12 protein-coding genes and 2 pseudogenes are annotated in these 15288 nt (G+C 60.6%); 9 read left to right on the plus strand and 5 right to left on the minus strand.

The genetic code is table 11. The annotated features are described in order from the left end of the window. Positions 1-37: 37 nt before the first annotated feature. Positions 38-1030, minus strand: coding sequence for an aliphatic sulfonate ABC transporter substrate-binding protein (locus QMK47_RS13200; RefSeq protein WP_253474015.1), 993 nt, complete (start codon positions 1028-1030; stop codon positions 38-40). Positions 1031-1334: 304 nt separating this feature from the next. Between QMK47_RS13200 and QMK47_RS13205 the strand changes: the two genes are divergently transcribed. Then, positions 1335-2282 (plus strand): ABC transporter substrate-binding protein, encoded by a 948-nt coding sequence (locus QMK47_RS13205; RefSeq protein WP_214511800.1) that lies wholly within the window; start codon positions 1335-1337, stop codon positions 2280-2282. Between the two features lie 904 nt (positions 2283-3186). On the opposite strand, the gene gstA is transcribed toward QMK47_RS13205, so the two are convergent. Then, positions 3187-3786: a glutathione transferase GstA gene (gene gstA / locus QMK47_RS13210; protein ID WP_320390348.1), complete on the minus strand. Its 600-nt coding sequence runs from the start codon at positions 3784-3786 to the stop codon at positions 3187-3189. Positions 3787-3898: 112 nt separating this feature from the next. Between gstA and QMK47_RS13215 the strand changes: the two genes are divergently transcribed. From QMK47_RS13215 to QMK47_RS13225, 4 genes and pseudogenes are all read left to right on the plus strand, one after another. Continuing rightward, positions 3899-4804 carry a transcriptional regulator GcvA gene (locus tag QMK47_RS13215; RefSeq protein ID WP_253478508.1) on the plus strand — a complete coding sequence of 302 codons (906 nt, stop codon included), beginning with the start codon at positions 3899-3901 and terminating at the stop codon, positions 4802-4804. A gap of 174 nt (positions 4805-4978) precedes the next feature. Continuing rightward, positions 4979-5656 (plus strand): annotated as a pseudogene (locus tag QMK47_RS28750) (PAS domain-containing protein); the annotation flags it as partial. Positions 5657-5770: 114 nt separating this feature from the next. Then, a pseudogene (locus QMK47_RS28755) lies at positions 5771-6244 on the plus strand (methyl-accepting chemotaxis protein); the annotation flags it as partial. Between the two features lie 289 nt (positions 6245-6533). After that, positions 6534-8588, plus strand: coding sequence for a pyridoxamine 5'-phosphate oxidase family protein (locus tag QMK47_RS13225; protein ID WP_320390349.1), 2055 nt, complete (start codon positions 6534-6536; stop codon positions 8586-8588). Here QMK47_RS13225 and QMK47_RS13230 read toward each other — a convergent pair. After that, a complete protein-coding gene (locus QMK47_RS13230) occupies positions 8585-9490 on the minus strand; it encodes an AraC family transcriptional regulator (RefSeq protein ID WP_320390350.1) in 906 nt (301 codons plus the stop codon). The genes QMK47_RS13225 and QMK47_RS13230 overlap by 4 nt on opposite strands. Positions 9491-9600: 110 nt before the next feature. Here QMK47_RS13230 and QMK47_RS13235 point away from each other — a divergent pair, with 110 nt between their 5' ends. The 4 genes from QMK47_RS13235 (at position 9601) to QMK47_RS13250 (ending at position 12583) form a co-directional block, all read left to right on the plus strand. Then, entirely contained in the window at positions 9601-9948 is a 348-nt protein-coding gene (locus tag QMK47_RS13235) for a carboxymuconolactone decarboxylase family protein (RefSeq protein ID WP_003201101.1), read from the plus strand. Between the two features lie 350 nt (positions 9949-10298). Continuing rightward, complete coding sequence (locus tag QMK47_RS13240; RefSeq protein WP_038858942.1) at positions 10299-10604, plus strand: transposase; 306 nt, start codon at positions 10299-10301, stop codon at positions 10602-10604. Next, positions 10601-11437 carry an IS3 family transposase gene (locus QMK47_RS13245; protein WP_253470111.1) on the plus strand — a complete coding sequence of 279 codons (837 nt, stop codon included), beginning with the start codon at positions 10601-10603 and terminating at the stop codon, positions 11435-11437. Before QMK47_RS13240 ends, QMK47_RS13245 begins: the two co-directional genes overlap by 4 nt. A gap of 921 nt (positions 11438-12358) precedes the next feature. Continuing rightward, the gene (locus QMK47_RS13250) at positions 12359-12583 is read left to right on the plus strand and encodes a hypothetical protein (RefSeq protein ID WP_320390351.1); all 225 of its coding nucleotides are present in this window, start codon (positions 12359-12361) and stop codon (positions 12581-12583) included. 53 nt (positions 12584-12636) lie between these two features. Here QMK47_RS13250 and QMK47_RS13255 read toward each other — a convergent pair whose 3' ends face one another. Continuing rightward, complete coding sequence (locus QMK47_RS13255; protein WP_003201106.1) at positions 12637-13035, minus strand: VOC family protein; 399 nt, start codon at positions 13033-13035, stop codon at positions 12637-12639. Positions 13036-13344: 309 nt separating this feature from the next. Next, positions 13345-15051 carry an amidase gene (locus QMK47_RS13260; protein WP_320390525.1) on the minus strand — a complete coding sequence of 569 codons (1707 nt, stop codon included), beginning with the start codon at positions 15049-15051 and terminating at the stop codon, positions 13345-13347. Positions 15052-15288: the final 237 nt, after the last annotated feature.

The raw sequence follows: 15288 nt of genomic DNA on the forward strand, positions 1-15288 counted from the left end.
GCGCCAGGCGCGGATCGGTTGTCGCTTGGGCAAGGGGTTATTGGCGGGCCACGGCCTGCTGGCGGCCGGTGTCGAGCAATTGATCGATCACCTGGTCGACATTAACCCCGCGACGTACCAACTCTTCGGAGACCAGGATCGGCGCGGCAGCCTTGGAGGCCAGCACATCCTTGGCACTCAACTGCGGACTGCCCAGATCGGTGCGCGACAGTTGCAGCTTGGCCACTTCCAGCGGCAGGCCGGATTCGTCGGCCAATAATTCAGCCAGTTCTTGCGGATGCTCCACCGACCACGCCCGGGCCTGTTCGTAGGCCGCGAGCACGGTGTTGATGGTCTGCGGATGCTCCTGGGCATATTTCTCCGTGACGCTGACCACGCCGTAGCTGTTGAAGGCGGGGTTGCGATACAGCAGGCGCGATCCGGCCTGCACTTCGCTGGCGGCCATGTGCGGGTCAAGACCGGCCCAGGCATCGACGTCGCCTTTTTCCAGGGCGGTGCGTCCGTCCGGGTGCTGCAGGTGCACCAGCTCCACATCGTCTTTTTTCAGCCCGGCCTGTTGCAGGCTGCGCAGGGTGAACAGATAAGGGTCGGTGCCTTTGGTGGCGGCGATTTTCTTGCCCTTGAGGTCGGCGATCGTCTGGTACGGCGAATCCTTGCGCACCACCAGGGCGGTCCATTCGGCGCGGCTGTAGACATACACCGACTTGATGGGGCTGCCGTTTGCCCGGCTCAGCACCGCGGCGAGGCTGGCAGACGAAGCGAAGTCGACGCCGCCACTGTTGAGGTATTCCAGGGAACGGTTGCTGCCCTGGCTCAGGACCCAGCTGACCTTGGTCTGGGGCAGGGCTTTTTCCAGATAACCGAAGTGCTTGAGCACCAGGCTGACCGGTGAGTAATAGGCGTAGTCCAGGTGCACTTCGGCCGGAGGGCTTTCTGCGGCCAGGACCAGGGACGGCAGGCCCAGCGCCAGGGCGCAGGCGCTGATCAAGTATCTGGCGCGGGCCAGGGAGAAGCGGACGTCGGGTTTCATGGAACAGCTCCAGACAAGGCGGCGAGAAGGCAATGTTCTTATTTCCGAAAGATCGGACAGCGGAAGAAAATACCGCCTGAAAGGAATATTGCAGGCTCTGTGCCATAGCCGGCGAAAGGGCGTTTTTCGGGGGGGCGCCATGGGGCAAAGGCTTCAAGGCGATGTTGCCCAGCCAACAGTCTGTTGCGGCACTGTTGCGCCCTGGACACTGGCTGCTTGTGACTATGAGCTTATGCGTTAAAAGAATTTCGAATGTGAATTACAAGAGCGTTATGTTCTATGAAACTCATTCAGGAATGTCTTCATGAAGTTCGCCCGATCCCTGCGCCGTCTGTTCCTCAGCACATTGTTCGCCGCCCCTTTGGCCCAGGCTAGCGAGCCCTTGGTACTGCACGTCGGCGACCAGAATTATTACAACGTACGGGCTTCGGTGGAGGCTTCGGGTGTGCTTGAGGGCGCACCTTACCAAGTCGACTGGAAACACTTCCAGGCCGCCGCGCCCCTGGCCGAGGCGCTGAGTACCGGCGACCTGGACCTGGGTTTTCTCGGTGATTCGGGTTTTCTGTTCCTGGCTGCCAAACAGGCACCGGTGAAATTGATCGGTGTCTCGCGGCAGAACCCGGACACTATCGCGCTGTTGGTGCCCAAGGACTCACCGGTCAAGACCATCGCCGACCTCAAGGGCAAGAAGGTCGCCTATTGGCCGGGCGCCTGGAGCCAGCAACTGACCTTGCGCGCCCTGGAACAGGCCGGTTTGCCAGAGAACCATGTGGCATTCATCAAGCTGATGCCGATCGACGCGGCGGCGGCCTTGCCCCAGGGCAGCATCGATGCGTTTCCGGTGTGGGAGCCCTACATCTCGCAACAGATCCTGTTCTCCGGCGCCCGGCCGATCCTGACGGCGAAAAACCTCATGCCCGGCCTCAGCGCCATTGCCGCTTCGACGCCGGCCATCGACAGTAAGCGTGAAGCCATCGCCGACTTCCTCGGGCGTGTGAAACAAGCCCGCGCCTGGGTCGACAACCACACCGACCAATACGCGGACCTGTGGGCGAAAAAGGCCAATCTCGACCAGAACGTCTCGCGTCATTGGTTGCGCCAGGCACACATGAGCGTCGGTCCGGTGGACCAACAGGCTGCCGCCGACCTGCAAAGCACGGCGGACTTCCTGTTCAAGGTCAAGGCGCTGCCGGCACCGCTGGCCACTGCGGGGATTATCGACACGTCCTTCAACCAGGCCTTGAGCGAATAAACCGAGCCCCGTCCGCAGGCCTTTGTGGGAGCGAGCCTGCTCGCGATAGCGGAGGGTCAGCTTGCAAGGATGTTTAATGTGCCGCCGCCATCGCGAGCAAGCTCAGCTCCCACAGTTTTCCGGGGTGATCGTGAAATTCGAGCCACACCCCGAATCCCGGTGGGAGCGAGCTTGCTCGCGATAGCGGAGGGTCAGCTTGCAAGGATGTTGAATGTGCCGCCGCCATCGCGAGCAAGCTCAGCTCCCACAGTTTTCCGGGGTGATCATGGAATTCGAGCTCCACCCCGAATCCCGGTGGGAGCGAGCCTGCTCGCGATAGCGGAGGGTCAGCTTGCAAGGATGTTGAATGTGCCGCCGCTATCGCGAGCAAGCTCAGCTCCCACAGTTTTCCGGGGTGATCATGAAATTCGAGCTACACCCCGAATCCCCTGTGGGAGCGGCTTGCTCGCGATAGCGGAGGGTCAGCTTGCAAGGATGTTGAATGTGCCGCCGCCATCTCGCGAGCAAGCTCAGCTCCCACAGTTTTCCGGGGTGATCATGAAATTCGAGCTACACCCCGAATCCCCTGTGGGAGCGAGCCTGCTCGCGATAGCGGAGGGTCAGCTTGCAAGGATGTTGAATGTGCCGCCGCCATCGCGAGCAAGCTCAGCTCCCACAGTTTTCCGGGGTGATCATGAAATTCGAGCCACACCCCGAATCCCGGTGGGAGCGAGCTTGCTCGCGATAGCGGAGGGTCAGCTTGCAAGGATGTTGAATGTGCCGCCGCCATCGCGAGCAAGCTCAGCTCCCACAGTTTTCCGGGGTGATCATGAAATTCGAGCCACACCCCGAATCCCGGTGGGAGCGAGCTTGCTCGCGATAGCGGAGGGTCAGCTTGCAAGGATGTTGAATGTGCCGCCGATGGCTACGCCGCCTCCGCCGCCATGGCCGCTCGGACGCTGGGGCGTGCGGCGATTCGCGCCATGAACGCCGCCAGCGTCGGCCAGTCCTCGATCTGGATCTTGAACAACGGCAGCCAGTTCAGGACGGTAAACAAATAGCCGTCGGCCAGGCCAAAGGTGCCCATCAGGTAATCCTGTTGTTCAAGGACCTGGCTGAGGTAATCCAGGCGCCTGAACAGTTTTGCTCTGAAGATGGCCTTGGTCGGCTCTGCAATATCGGCGTTGAACAGCGGGGCACATCCGCTGTGAATCTCGGAGGCAATGAAGTTCAACCATTCCTGCAGGCGAACCCGCTCCCAGGTGCCATTGGCCGGCGCCAGCGTGTTTGCGGGGACCAGGTCGGCCAGGTACTGGACGATGGCGGGTCCCTCGGTCAGGACATCACCGTTATCCAGCACCAAGGCTGCCACGTAGCCCTTGGGGTTGATGGTCAGGAAATCGAGCCCATCGGCAGTTCGCTTGGTCTTGTTGTCGACCCGAATCAATTCAAAGGGCAAGCCCAGTTCCCGCAACACGATGTGCGGGGACAATGAGCAGGTCATGGGGGCGAAGTACAGTTTCATGGTTTCCTCAAGGTCGGGGGACGTGCCGCCAGAATCCGCGAGGGCCGGAACATTTTCAAAGGACATCTTCAGTGCTAGCGTATGACAAAATCTCATGAGCAAGCCAAACCCAATGGCCACAAGAATCCCTTCCCTAAATGGCCTTAAAGCATTCGAGTCGGCCGCTCGGCACATGAGTTTTACCAAGGCTGCGCAAGAGCTGAACGTCACTCAAACAGCCATCAGCCATCAAATTCGCCGGCTCGAAGAGGAACTGGGCGTGCGCCTGTTCTTGCGGCTCAAGGACGGCCTGGCCCTGACAGACGAAGGCCATGCCTATTTTCCAGGCGTTCGTGCGGCGTTCCATGAGTTGCGCTATTGCACCGAGACGTTGCTGGAGAGCCGCAACAACAGCGTCCTGACGATCAGTACCCTGGTTTCATTTGCCTCCAAATGGTTGTTGCCGCGACTGGCGTCATTCCAGCAGGCGTTTCCCAACATTGACGTGCGCGTTACGGCATCCACCGAACGGGTGGATTTTCGTAAGGGCGGCGTCGATGCGGCCATTCGTTACGGTTCCGGGGACTGGAAGGGGTTGCGGGCCGACTGGCTGATGGCCGATGAGATCTTTCCGGTGTGCAGCCCCAGGCTGCTGCAAGGTCCGAAAGCCCTGGGGAATCCGGGCGATCTGGCCCGGCACACCTTATTGCAGGTCAGTGGAGTGACTCACAACGACTGGAGTGCCTGGTTGAGTGCCGCCGGCCAACCGAAAGAACTGGCCGAAGGCAGCCGGTTGACATTCGACCTTGCCATGATGGCCGTTCAGGCTGCGGTTGACGGTCTGGGTGTCTGTATCGGGCGTTCCACCTTTGTCGAGGATGACCTGAAGGCCGGGCGATTGGTTGCCCCCTTTGATCTGCGATTGAAGTCTGATCTCGGCTTTTATTTCGTCAGCCCGCATGAAACAGCCGACGCTCCAAAAGTGCAGGCTTTTAGAACCTGGTTGATGGATTCAATGGGTTTTGGCGCCAAAACATAATTACAGCGTACCGTTCAGCCCCCAGCCAGCGAGCCGATATGAACAGAAGGTCCGCTTACTTTCAGGGTTCATCGAGGGTACGTCATGTTTAATAAAACACTAAAAAATGAACTCACGGCTAGGACGGCCGAATTGGCAACATACAAAGGACTGGTCGGCTCCCTGGAGCGGTCGATGGCTGTCATCGAGTTCAGCCCCGACGGCAAGGTCCTTCGGGCGAACGAGAATTTCCTCGCCACGATGGGCTACCGTGCGGATCAATTGGCCGGTCTGTCCCATCGGGATTTCTGCACGCCTGCGCTGGTGGGCAGCGCCGAGTACCGTGAATTCTGGAACCAGTTGCGCGCCGGTCAATTCGTTTCCGGCACGTTTCAGCGCCGCAGCGCGCAAGGGCAGAACGTGTGGCTGGAAGCCAGCTATAACCCGGTAGTGGACGAGCAAGGCCGCGTCGTGAAGGTGGTCAAGTACGCACTCGATGTCACCGCCAAGGTTGCCGCCGAGGCAGAAACTCGTGGTCGGCTGGCGGCACTTGATCGTGCCATGGCGGTGATCGAGTTCGACTTGGGCGGCAACATCCTGACTGCCAACGACAACTTCATGAATGTCATGAATTACTCGCTGGCAGAGCTCAAGGGCAAGCACCACCGGATGTTTTGCGAAGCGAGCCTGGTAGGTAGCTCGGAGTACAGTGATTTCTGGCGGCGTCTCAATGCGGGTGAGTTTTTCAGCGGCCAGTTCAAGCGCCTCGGCAAAAACGGCAAAGTCGTCTGGCTGGAAGCCAGCTACAACCCGGTCTACGACGCCGAAGGCAAGTTGTGCAAGATCGTGAAGTTCGCCAGTGACATCACTGAACGGGTGGAGAAATTCGAAGAGGATTCGCGTGGCGCTTCCCGTGCGTACCATATCTCCGCCGAGACCGAGCGAGTGGCCGAACAGGGCGCCCAGGTGATCCACCAGACTGCCAAGGAGATGCGCGAGATCGCCGACAACATTGGCTCTTCCGCGCGTCTGGTTGGGCAGTTGGGGGCGCGTTCGGAAGAGATCACGGCCATCGTCAACACCATTCGCGGCATTGCCGACCAGACCAACCTGTTGGCCCTCAACGCGGCCATCGAGGCCGCGCGGGCCGGAGACCAGGGGAGGGGATTCGCGGTGGTGGCCGACGAGGTCCGGCAACTGGCCGGGCGCACCAGTCGCTCCACCTCGGAGATTGCCGAAATGATCGGCATGATTCTCTCCGAGACCCGCGAAGCCGTCGCCAGCATGAACGTGACCCATGAAGGCGCATTGCGCGGCGTCACCCTGGCAGACCAGGCCGGCTCGGTCATCGTGCAGATCCGGAACGGGACCACGGATGCCCTCGATGCGGTGAGCATGTTTGCGTCCAAGCTCGACGAGTCCGAGGTGATTCCCAAGACGGCTATCGGCTGGGTGGGTTGAGGTGAGTTGAGTCCTCGCCCTTGCGACCGCCGGAGTTGCGGGCGACCTTGCTCGAGCTGACCAAGAACTTTGCCAGCGTCAGGACCTGACCTCCGTTCGGGCCATTCCTCGTGCTTCCACCGTTCCATTTTATGAAACGGTGGATTGCAGTTTGTGCGTATTCCAGCGCCGCCGCTTTGGGCAGAAGATAACCCCCAGCCACTTGCACAGCCGTGCAAACGATGGCGGAGAATCCCCAACCGTAGCGCACTGGCGCAGGCGTTCAGGCTGCGAGCGCGAGGAGTAGCTGATGGACGAAGCCTTGCAAGCAAAAAACTCGCCCTGGCACGAAGGAGAGCTGGCCTTGCAGCGCTCCGTCGGGGCAGTCGACATGATGGCCGGTGTCGGTCAACGGCAACTGGCGCGTACCTGGATGCCGGACCAGCATCGGGAGTTCTACGCCCAACTGCCTTTCGTGGTGCTGGGGGCGGTGGATCGGCAAGGCGATGTCTGGGCGACCCTGCGCGCGGGGCAACCGGGCTTCATGAACTCGCCCGATCCGCAGACCCTGCACATTAACCTCGAGCCTGAGCCTGACGACCCGGCCCAGGCGGGCATGGGCGAGGGCGATGCCATCGGGATGCTGGGGATCGAGTTGCACACCCGCAGACGCAACCGCATGAACGGTGTCGTGCGTCGTCAGCTCGACCCGGGGCTCGAGATTTCAGTGAGCCAGGCGTATGGCAACTGCCCTCGCTACATCAACCTGCGCCAGTACCACTTTGTCGACGCGCAGGCCGTTGCGCCGCGTCAACTGACCGTGTCCGACCCGCTGGTGCGGCGCCTGGTGACGGCGGCCGATTCGTTCTATATCGCCACCTACGTAGTACGTGATGGCGAGCGGCAGGTCGATGCTTCCCACCGTGGCGGCAAGCCGGGGTTTGTGCGCATGGATGAAGACGGATCGCTGACCATCCCGGACTTTTCCGGCAACCTGTTTTTCAACACACTGGGCAACATCCTGCTCAATCCACGGGCCGGGCTGGTGTTCGTCGATTTCCAGACGGGCGATCTGCTGCAAATGAGCGGCTCGGCGCAAGTGCTGTTGGACGACCCCGAGATCAGCGCGTTCCAGGGGGCCGAGCGGCTGTTGCGCTTTACCCCGCAACGCATCGTGTATCGCCCGGCGGCCATTGCGCTGCGCTGGAAAGACCAGGACGAAGGCGACTCGCCCAATTCAATGATGACCGGCAGTTGGGAGCAGGCCGCCGAGCGCTTGCAGGCCGAGGCGCTGCGTAGCCGCTGGCGTGCATTGCGGGTCGCGCGGGTGGTGGATGAGAGCCCCGACATTCGTTCGTTCTACTTGCAGGCGAGCGATGGCTTGGGTTTGCCCCGGTTTGAAGCCGGGCAACATTTGCCGGTGCGGATCTTGTTGGAAGGGCAGAACGCGCCATCGATCCGGACCTACAGCGTATCCAGTGCGCCGTCGGATGATTTCCTGCGTATCAGCGTCAAGCGCGATGGCTCGGTGTCGTCCCACTTGCATGATCAGGTGCAGGCGCTGCACGAGATTGAGGCGCGGGCGCCCCAGGGCCACTTCACCGTCCAGGCCACCGAGCGGCGTCCGTTGGTCTTGCTGGCAGCCGGGGTAGGCATCACGCCGCTGTTGTCGATGTTGCGCGAGGTGGTTTACCAGGGCCTACGCATCAGCCGCATGCGCCCGGTCTGGCTGGTGCAAAGCGCTCGTTCGGTGGCCGACCTGGCTTTCCGTGACGAGATCGACGAACTGGCCGCCCGTGCCGGCGACAAGCTGGAGGTTCTGCGCATGGTCAGCCAGCCGCCCACTGATGGAGGGGGCGCTGAGGGCTATAACCTGGCGGGCAGGATCGATGTGGAACTGCTCAAGAAGCTGCTGCCGCTCAACGACTACGACTTCTATTTGTGCGGGCCGGGCAGCTTTACCCAGGCGCTGTACGACGGGTTGCGTAAACTGCGCATCCCTGATGATCGCATCCACGCGGAAACCTTCGGGCCCTCGACGCTTGTGCGGGATCTCGAAGTGAGCATGCCGGGGCCAGAGCAAGTGCCGGCCGCGAATGAAGCGGTGAAGGTCTTGTTCGCCAGCTCTGGCAAGGAGGCACGTTGGGAGCCGGGCAGCGGGACGTTGCTGGAGCTGGCCGAAGCGCGCGGCCTTAATCCGGAATTCAGTTGCCGCGGCGGTTCCTGCGGCACCTGCAAAACTCGCTTGAGCCGCGGCCAGGTGCATTACCTGAGCCAGCCGGCCGAACCGGTTGGCGACGGTGAGGTGCTGATCTGTTGCGCGGTGCCGGCCCAGGGGAGCGAGCCGTTGGTGCTTGAGGTCTAGATCCCTCGACGCACCCGTCCTGGCGCCTCACCGTAGATTTCCTTGAATTTCTTGCTGAACGCAGCCTGGGATTGGTAGCCGACCTGCACGGCGATATCGCTCAGCCCCAGGTGCGAGTGGCTGAGCAGGCTGAAGGCCAACTCCATGCGTACTTGCGTCAACAGCACCCACGGCGAGACGCCGGCCACCTTGACGAATGCGCGCATGAAATTGGCCCGGGACATGCTCGCGATGTCCGCCAGGCCTTGAATGGTCCAGTCGTGGGCAGGGTCCGCCAACATGGCCTGCCAGGCCCGACCCAGACGTTTATCGCCGAGCAGGGCCAGCGAGCTGCTGTCCTGCCCCTGGCTGGCCAGATGCGCACGCAGAATCAGGGTGAACAGCGCCTGTGACAGGGCATCAAGCAAGAAGCGCGCGCCGACCTTGTCCCCATCCGCTTCTGCGCGCATGACTTCCACCAGCGCCGGCAACGGCCCATTGGCCGGTAATGCGCCGCTGGGAATCACCAGGTATTCGGGCAAGGCACCGAACAGCAACGAAGCCCGGTTGAAGTGAAAGCCCCCACAAAGCATGTCCAGCTCCGCGCTGGCGCCGCCAACGCGATGAATCGGCAAGGTGCCCCCGGTCACGACCCGGGGTGAGATCGGCGTTACCGTTTTGCCAGGGCTGTGCATGACGTGAGGGGCACCGCGCGGCAACAGCAGGATGTCACCGGCACGCATGGGCAAGCGCTGCCCATCGGCAAGCTCGACGCGGCATTCGCCGGCCAGCACGATGTGATAGGGCGCTGTGCCCAGGGCTTGCTGTCCGTGATCCAGGGCCCAGTCACCCTGGAACTGACAGCGCAGGTCCAGGCTGCCGCGCACGTTGGCCAGGCTGATGAGTTTATCGATCGCATTCATTTGAGCGTTTCGCCAAAAAACCTGAGCGCATTGAGCAAACCCGAGTGGCGCCAGGGTGAAAAACTGAGGGCGTCAAAACAGTACACCCAACCCACTCAGGAGTTAATGCCATGTTCAATAACTGGTCCGAATTGTTGCCCACCATTCAGAAAGCCTTTGGCGCGCTGGGCCGCAGCAACCCGAAAATGGTCAAGGCCTATATGGCGCTAGGGGAGGCTGCCAGTGAAAACAATGTACTCGATGCCAAGACCCGCGAGCTGATCTCGATCGCCATCGCCGTCACCACCCGCTGCGACGGTTGCATCGCCGCCCACACGGACGCGGCGATCAAGGCCGGCGCGAGTCGCGAGGAGGTCGCGGCGGCCCTGGCAACTGCGATTTCGTTGAATGCGGGGGCGGCCTATATCTACTCGCTGCGGTCGCTTGAGGCGTATGACATGCTGAAAGCGCCGGTGTGATTTGTATGGGGGCATATCCGTTGCTGCGGTAATGGCGGCTGGCGGTTCCGCTCTTACAGCGGGTCACTTTCGAAAAGCCCGGAAGCCGGCCCAGTCGAAAGTAACCAAAGCGCTTTTGCCCCACCACTTGGTGCCTCGCCTAGGCTCGGCATCCATGCCGGGATGCTTACTGCGCAATACCTAGCGTGGTTTAACGGGGCGCCCGAGATCAACGTCCACCACGAGGCGGCCTGGTAGCCGACCTGGTTCTTGATGGGGACCGCGTTCCTCCTGTGGGAGCGGGCTTGAACTGGCCTAATAATTCCGGACACCTCTTAAGGGCGATATGATTTCGCCAATTTGGAGGTTCCATGAAAGAAAGAAGAGTCTTTTCCCGCGAGTTCAAACATCGTGCGGCCAGCATGGTGATTGATGACAACTGTTCAGTACAGGAAGTCTGCGCGTCGCTGGACATCAGTGCTACCGCGTTACGACGGTGGGTGGACCAGGTTCGCAAGGAACAAAAAGGTCAGCCAGTTCAAGGCACCAAGGCCATTACTGAGGATCAACGGCAGATTCAGGATCTGAAAGCCAAGATCAAACGCATGGAAATGGAAGCCGAAATCTTAAAAAAGGCTACCGCTCTCTTGATGTCGGATCCCGATCGTTTTCGATGATCGCGGAGCTAAGAGAGTCATTCCCGACCGCCATCCTGTGTCGCGTTTTCGATGTGAAGCGCAGCAGCTTTTACGAATGGCTACAGCGGCTCTCGCGGCCTAAGATCGAGCGCGAAGAACTCAAGGGGAAGGTGGTTGAACTGCACAGCGAAAGCCGGGAAGCCATGGGGTCCAGAACGATCAGCAAGCATCTGAAGGCCCAAAACATAGCGGTCGGCAGAAGCCTTGTTAGAACACTGATGAGGGAAGCCAACATTGTCAGTAAACAACGCCAGCCTCATCCATTCAGGTCCAAAGGAGTTGAAGCATTTGTCGCACCCAATCTGCTCAAGCGTAATTTCAAGCCGACCGTGGTCAATCAGGTCTGGTGTGGCGACGTTACAAGCTTGATGGTGGGTAAACGCTGGGTTCATCTGGCCATCGTGATCGACTTGTTTGCTCGCCGGGTCATTGGTTGGGCATTTTCGCTGGTCAATGACGCCAACCTGGTCAGCAAGGCGTTACGCATGGCGATAGAGCTTCGAACATGCCCACCTGGATTGATGTTTCATTCGGATCAGGGCTGTCAGTACACCAGCCGCAAGTTTCAAGAAGAGTTGATGCGCAATGGCATTTTGCAAAGCATGAGTCATCGCGGGCAGTGCTGGGACAATGCTCCAACAGAACGTTTTTTCGGCACCCTGAAGTCAGAATGGGTCCCTCGCAACGGTTACAGCACGAGCGAGGAAGCACAAACCGATATGGTGCGCTTCTTCATGTACTACAACCGCACCAGGCTCCACAGCTACAACGACTACCTATCGCCAATAGCCATGGAGCAAAAAGCAGCATAAACACCGTAACTGGTGTCCGGATTTACTTGACCAGTTCAGCTTGCTCGCGAAGACGGTGTGTCAGTTTACGGTGATGTTGGATGTGCCGGCCTCATCGCGAGCAAGCTCGCTCCCACAGGTTTTTGTGTCGTGTGCAGATGCTATGAACACCCGCAAATCTATGTGGGAGCGGGCTTGCTCGCGAAGACGGTGTGTCAGTTTACGGTGATGTTGGATGTGCCGGCCTCATCGCGAGCAGGCTCGCTCCCACAGGTTTTTGTGTCGAATGCAGATGCTATGAACACCCGCAAATCTATGTGGGAGCGGGCTTGCTCGCGAAGACGGTGTGTCAGTTTACGGTGATGTTGGATGTGCCGGCCTCATCGCGAGCAGGCTCGCTCCCACAGGTTTTTGTGTCGTGTGCAGATGCTATGAACACCCGCAAATCTATGTGGGAGCGAGCTTGCTCGCGAAAGCGGTGTATCAGTTTGCAGTGATGTTGAATGTGCCGACGCCTTCGCGAGCAGGCTCGCTCCCACAGGAGAAACGCGGCCCCCATCAAGAACCAGGTCGGCTACTAGGCCGCCTTCGGGCACACCGAGCCTAGGCGAGGTGCCGAGTGGTGGGGCAAAGCGTTTTTGGTTACTTTTGGCTGGTCCGGCTCCCGGCTCTTCCAAAAGTGACCCGCTGTAAGAGCGGAACCGCCAGCCGCCATTACCGCAGCAACGGATATGCACACCAAAAAAAACACCCCTCTCGGAACGGAATATCAAAACCTCGGTAAGCCTTTTTTGTTCAGTCAGCTGCGATTGTTTCCGATTACGCAATCAAGTCATGTAATTCCTGGGCATTCTCTAAAAACCGTCCGCCAGTGAAACTGATCCCAGAAGCGATTGACCGTTTCGGGTCGTCGCAGCGTTCTCCATCCATCGGGAGATTCCCATGATCGACACGACTTGCACCGGCAACCTTCGGCCCGATACCTCCGTTGCGACTTACCAGGAGCACGAAAGCGGATTCCTGTTGCCCCAATTGATGGGCGCCTTGGCAAGCGAGTCCGTAGGTTTCGTCTCGAACGACCTGTGTCAGCCGCGCGCGCACGGCACTTTGCTGGCGAAGGCTGGCGCCTTGGTGATGCGGGTGCTGAAGCTAACGCCGATCGGCTAACGCAGAGCCCGTGGCTAGGCAGAAAACGAAAGCGGGCCATGCATTACGATTGACTAAGTCGACACCGAATCATGGCAGCAGACGCAAAGCTTGTTGCCATCGAGATCTCGAAAGTAGGCACCGTAATAATCAGGGTGGTAGTGGGGTCTCAAGCCGGGTTCTCCCTCACACGTCCCGCCCAGTGCCAGCGCCGTCGCGTAGCTGTTCCTCACGGCTTCCCGGCTGGGGGCAAGCAGAGCCACCATTTGTCCGTTGCCGGGTTGGTGCACCTTGCCGTCAAAGGGTTTTCCAATCACGAAGATCGGGCGCGGTGAATGCTCGGCAATCCAGCCCGCCCAGCCTTTGTGGGCGTCGCTGAATTTCAATGTCAGGCCCAGCCCGGCCATGACCTTTGAATAGAACCCGAAGGCGCGATCAAAATCGGCGATACCTAGAAAAACATGCGAGATCATGATGACTACCGTTTTGCCGTGGGCGCGAGGGTTGTTTGAAATTCCAGCCTACGCTGCCACAGGAATCATCGCGCTGCCAAGTCCGGGCGTCACACGGTGATGAGGCCGTGGACCTGCTTTCCCGTGCCATGCAACAGTGTTTCCGGCTGTAGAACCGGTCTAGGGACTGCTGCGCAGCCCAGCGGGAGCAAGCTCCGTCGCCACGGGGTTGCGCCCGTACTCAAAAATGAAGTCGAGCGCTGCTTTTGTGGCGAGGGAGCTTGCTCCCGCTGGGCTGCGTAGCAGCCCCAAACCAAACCCGCCAAACGATCAAGCCGACAGCGGCGGCGTCCGCGGCGGGACCAGGCGTTTTGAACCGATTGATTCAAACGCCGAAGCCAGTCGCAACAACGCCGAATCGTCATAGGCGCGGCCAGCGAACGTCAGCCCGACGGGCATGCCGATGTCCGCCATGACGCCCATCGGCACCGTGACGGTGGGCACGCCCAGATGGCGGATGGCGAGGTTGCCGTTGGCGACCCAGACGCCGTTGCTCCAGGCGATATCGGCAGACACCGGGTTGATGTCCGCATCGGCCGGCCCGACGTCAGCGACGGTCGGGAAGATCACCGCGTCCAGGCCCAGCCGCGCCATCCAGTCTTCCAGATCGATTCGACGTGTCTCTTCAAGCCCACGCAGGCCGTCGGGCAGGGTCGGGATCTGCTCCCACGGCGTGATGCCGCGCTGGGCCATCTTCACGTACTCATCCATGCCAGCGGCCAGATCATCCTCTCGGTTGGGCAGGGTGCCCGAGTCGTGGGGGAAGATCTTCGGTCCGTCGACGTCGGCCAGGCGATTCAACTTCGGATCGCCGTTGGCCCGCAGGAAATCATCGAATGCCCAGGCCGACAGGTCCCACAACTCATGGTGCAGGAACTCTTTGGAAACCAGGCCGCGGGTGAATACCGTGGGTGCGCCAGGACGATCGCCCTCGCAGTTGGACACCAGAGGGAAATCCACCTCGACCACTTCGGCGCCACAGGCCTCAAGCGCCTTGCGCGCTTGCTCCCAGAGCTCGATCACCGAAGCGCGGGTGATGATTCGCTGCCCCGTCGGGCCGCCGATGCCGGGGGCTTCGGCCGTGCCTGCTTCAGGGTCGGCGTTGATGTACATCCGAGGAACGCCGAACCGAACGCCTGCCAGCGCACTTGGGGTGCTGGCAAGGCTCGGATACGAGGCTGGACGAACCGAGTCGACGCTCGGAATCGGCACCCAGGGTTGCAGGCGCCACAGGTCGCCACGGGTGTCCGGGTCCTCGGCGACCACCACGTCCAGCACTTCGAGCAGGTCGGCCATGGTCCTGGCGTAGGGCACGACGACGTCCATCGTCGGCGTCAACGGCCAGTTGCCACGCACCGAGATCACTCCGCGCGACGGCGTATACGCGCACAAGCCATTGTTCGACGCCGGACCGCGTCCACTCGACCAGGTTTCTTCGGCAAGGCCGAACGCCGCGAAACTGGCGGCAGTTGCCGTGCCCGCACCGTTCGAAGAGCCCGAGGCAAACGGCGCGGTGAGGTAGTCGCCGTTGTACGGGCTCTCGGCACGGCCATACACCCCGCGCTGCATGCCGCCGTTGGCCATGGGCGGCATGTTGGTCTTGCCCAGGCAGATCGCCCCGGCGGCGCGAAGCCGTTCGATGGTGAACGCATCGCGATAAGCAACCAGGTCCTTGAACGCCGGGCTGCCGGAAGCGGCAGTGAGCCCCTTGACCAGGTAACTGTCCTTGGCCGTATAGGGGATGCCGTCAAGCGGCCCCAGGGTCTGGCCGCTGGCCCGACGGGCATCGCAGGCCTGGGCCTCTTTCAATGCATCGGGGTTGCGCACCACCACCGCGTTGAGGGCAGTGGGCGTATCGGGGCCGTCGTAGGCATCGATCCTGGCGAGGTAGGCCTGGACAAGCGCCACCGCGGTCGTCTGGCCCGACTCCAGCGCAGCGCGCAATTGGGCAATGGAGGCTTCGGTGATTTCGATCATGCTGTTAGCGCCGCGGCAGAGGGATTGCGGGGTGTTCGGGTCCATTGAAGTTGCTCCTGAGACTTCAGGTCATCTCAAAGTGGATATTTATCGGACTTGCGCACTGTACTACGGAATAGCGATCAAGGGCAGTTCAGGTTTGACCAGACTACCTTTCGTACGAGCCAAAATTTTCCACCTTCAGACTTCGTTAAGAAACGGCCTCGATACTTTCTCCCAATAGCCCGAGGGAGAACG

Origin of the sequence: Pseudomonas sp. P9_35 (assembly GCF_034008205.1) — a bacterium.
Taxonomy (GTDB): domain Bacteria; phylum Pseudomonadota; class Gammaproteobacteria; order Pseudomonadales; family Pseudomonadaceae; genus Aquipseudomonas; species Aquipseudomonas kilonensis.

Coding starts and splice junctions, on each gene's coding strand:
- QMK47_RS13200 (WP_253474015.1), bottom strand. CDS start 1,030: ATGAAACCCGACGTCCGCTTCTCCCTGGCCCGCGCCAGATACTTGATC.
- QMK47_RS13205 (WP_214511800.1), top strand. CDS start 1,335: ATGAAGTTCGCCCGATCCCTGCGCCGTCTGTTCCTCAGCACATTGTTC.
- gstA (WP_320390348.1), bottom strand. CDS start 3,786: ATGAAACTGTACTTCGCCCCCATGACCTGCTCATTGTCCCCGCACATC.
- QMK47_RS13215 (WP_253478508.1), top strand. CDS start 3,899: ATGGCCACAAGAATCCCTTCCCTAAATGGCCTTAAAGCATTCGAGTCG.
- QMK47_RS13225 (WP_320390349.1), top strand. CDS start 6,534: ATGGACGAAGCCTTGCAAGCAAAAAACTCGCCCTGGCACGAAGGAGAG.
- QMK47_RS13230 (WP_320390350.1), bottom strand. CDS start 9,490: ATGAATGCGATCGATAAACTCATCAGCCTGGCCAACGTGCGCGGCAGC.
- QMK47_RS13235 (WP_003201101.1), top strand. CDS start 9,601: ATGTTCAATAACTGGTCCGAATTGTTGCCCACCATTCAGAAAGCCTTT.
- QMK47_RS13240 (WP_038858942.1), top strand. CDS start 10,299: ATGAAAGAAAGAAGAGTCTTTTCCCGCGAGTTCAAACATCGTGCGGCC.
- QMK47_RS13245 (WP_253470111.1), top strand. CDS start 10,601: ATGATCGCGGAGCTAAGAGAGTCATTCCCGACCGCCATCCTGTGTCGC.
- QMK47_RS13250 (WP_320390351.1), top strand. CDS start 12,359: ATGATCGACACGACTTGCACCGGCAACCTTCGGCCCGATACCTCCGTT.
- QMK47_RS13255 (WP_003201106.1), bottom strand. CDS start 13,035: ATGATCTCGCATGTTTTTCTAGGTATCGCCGATTTTGATCGCGCCTTC.
- QMK47_RS13260 (WP_320390525.1), bottom strand. CDS start 15,051: ATGATCGAAATCACCGAAGCCTCCATTGCCCAATTGCGCGCTGCGCTG.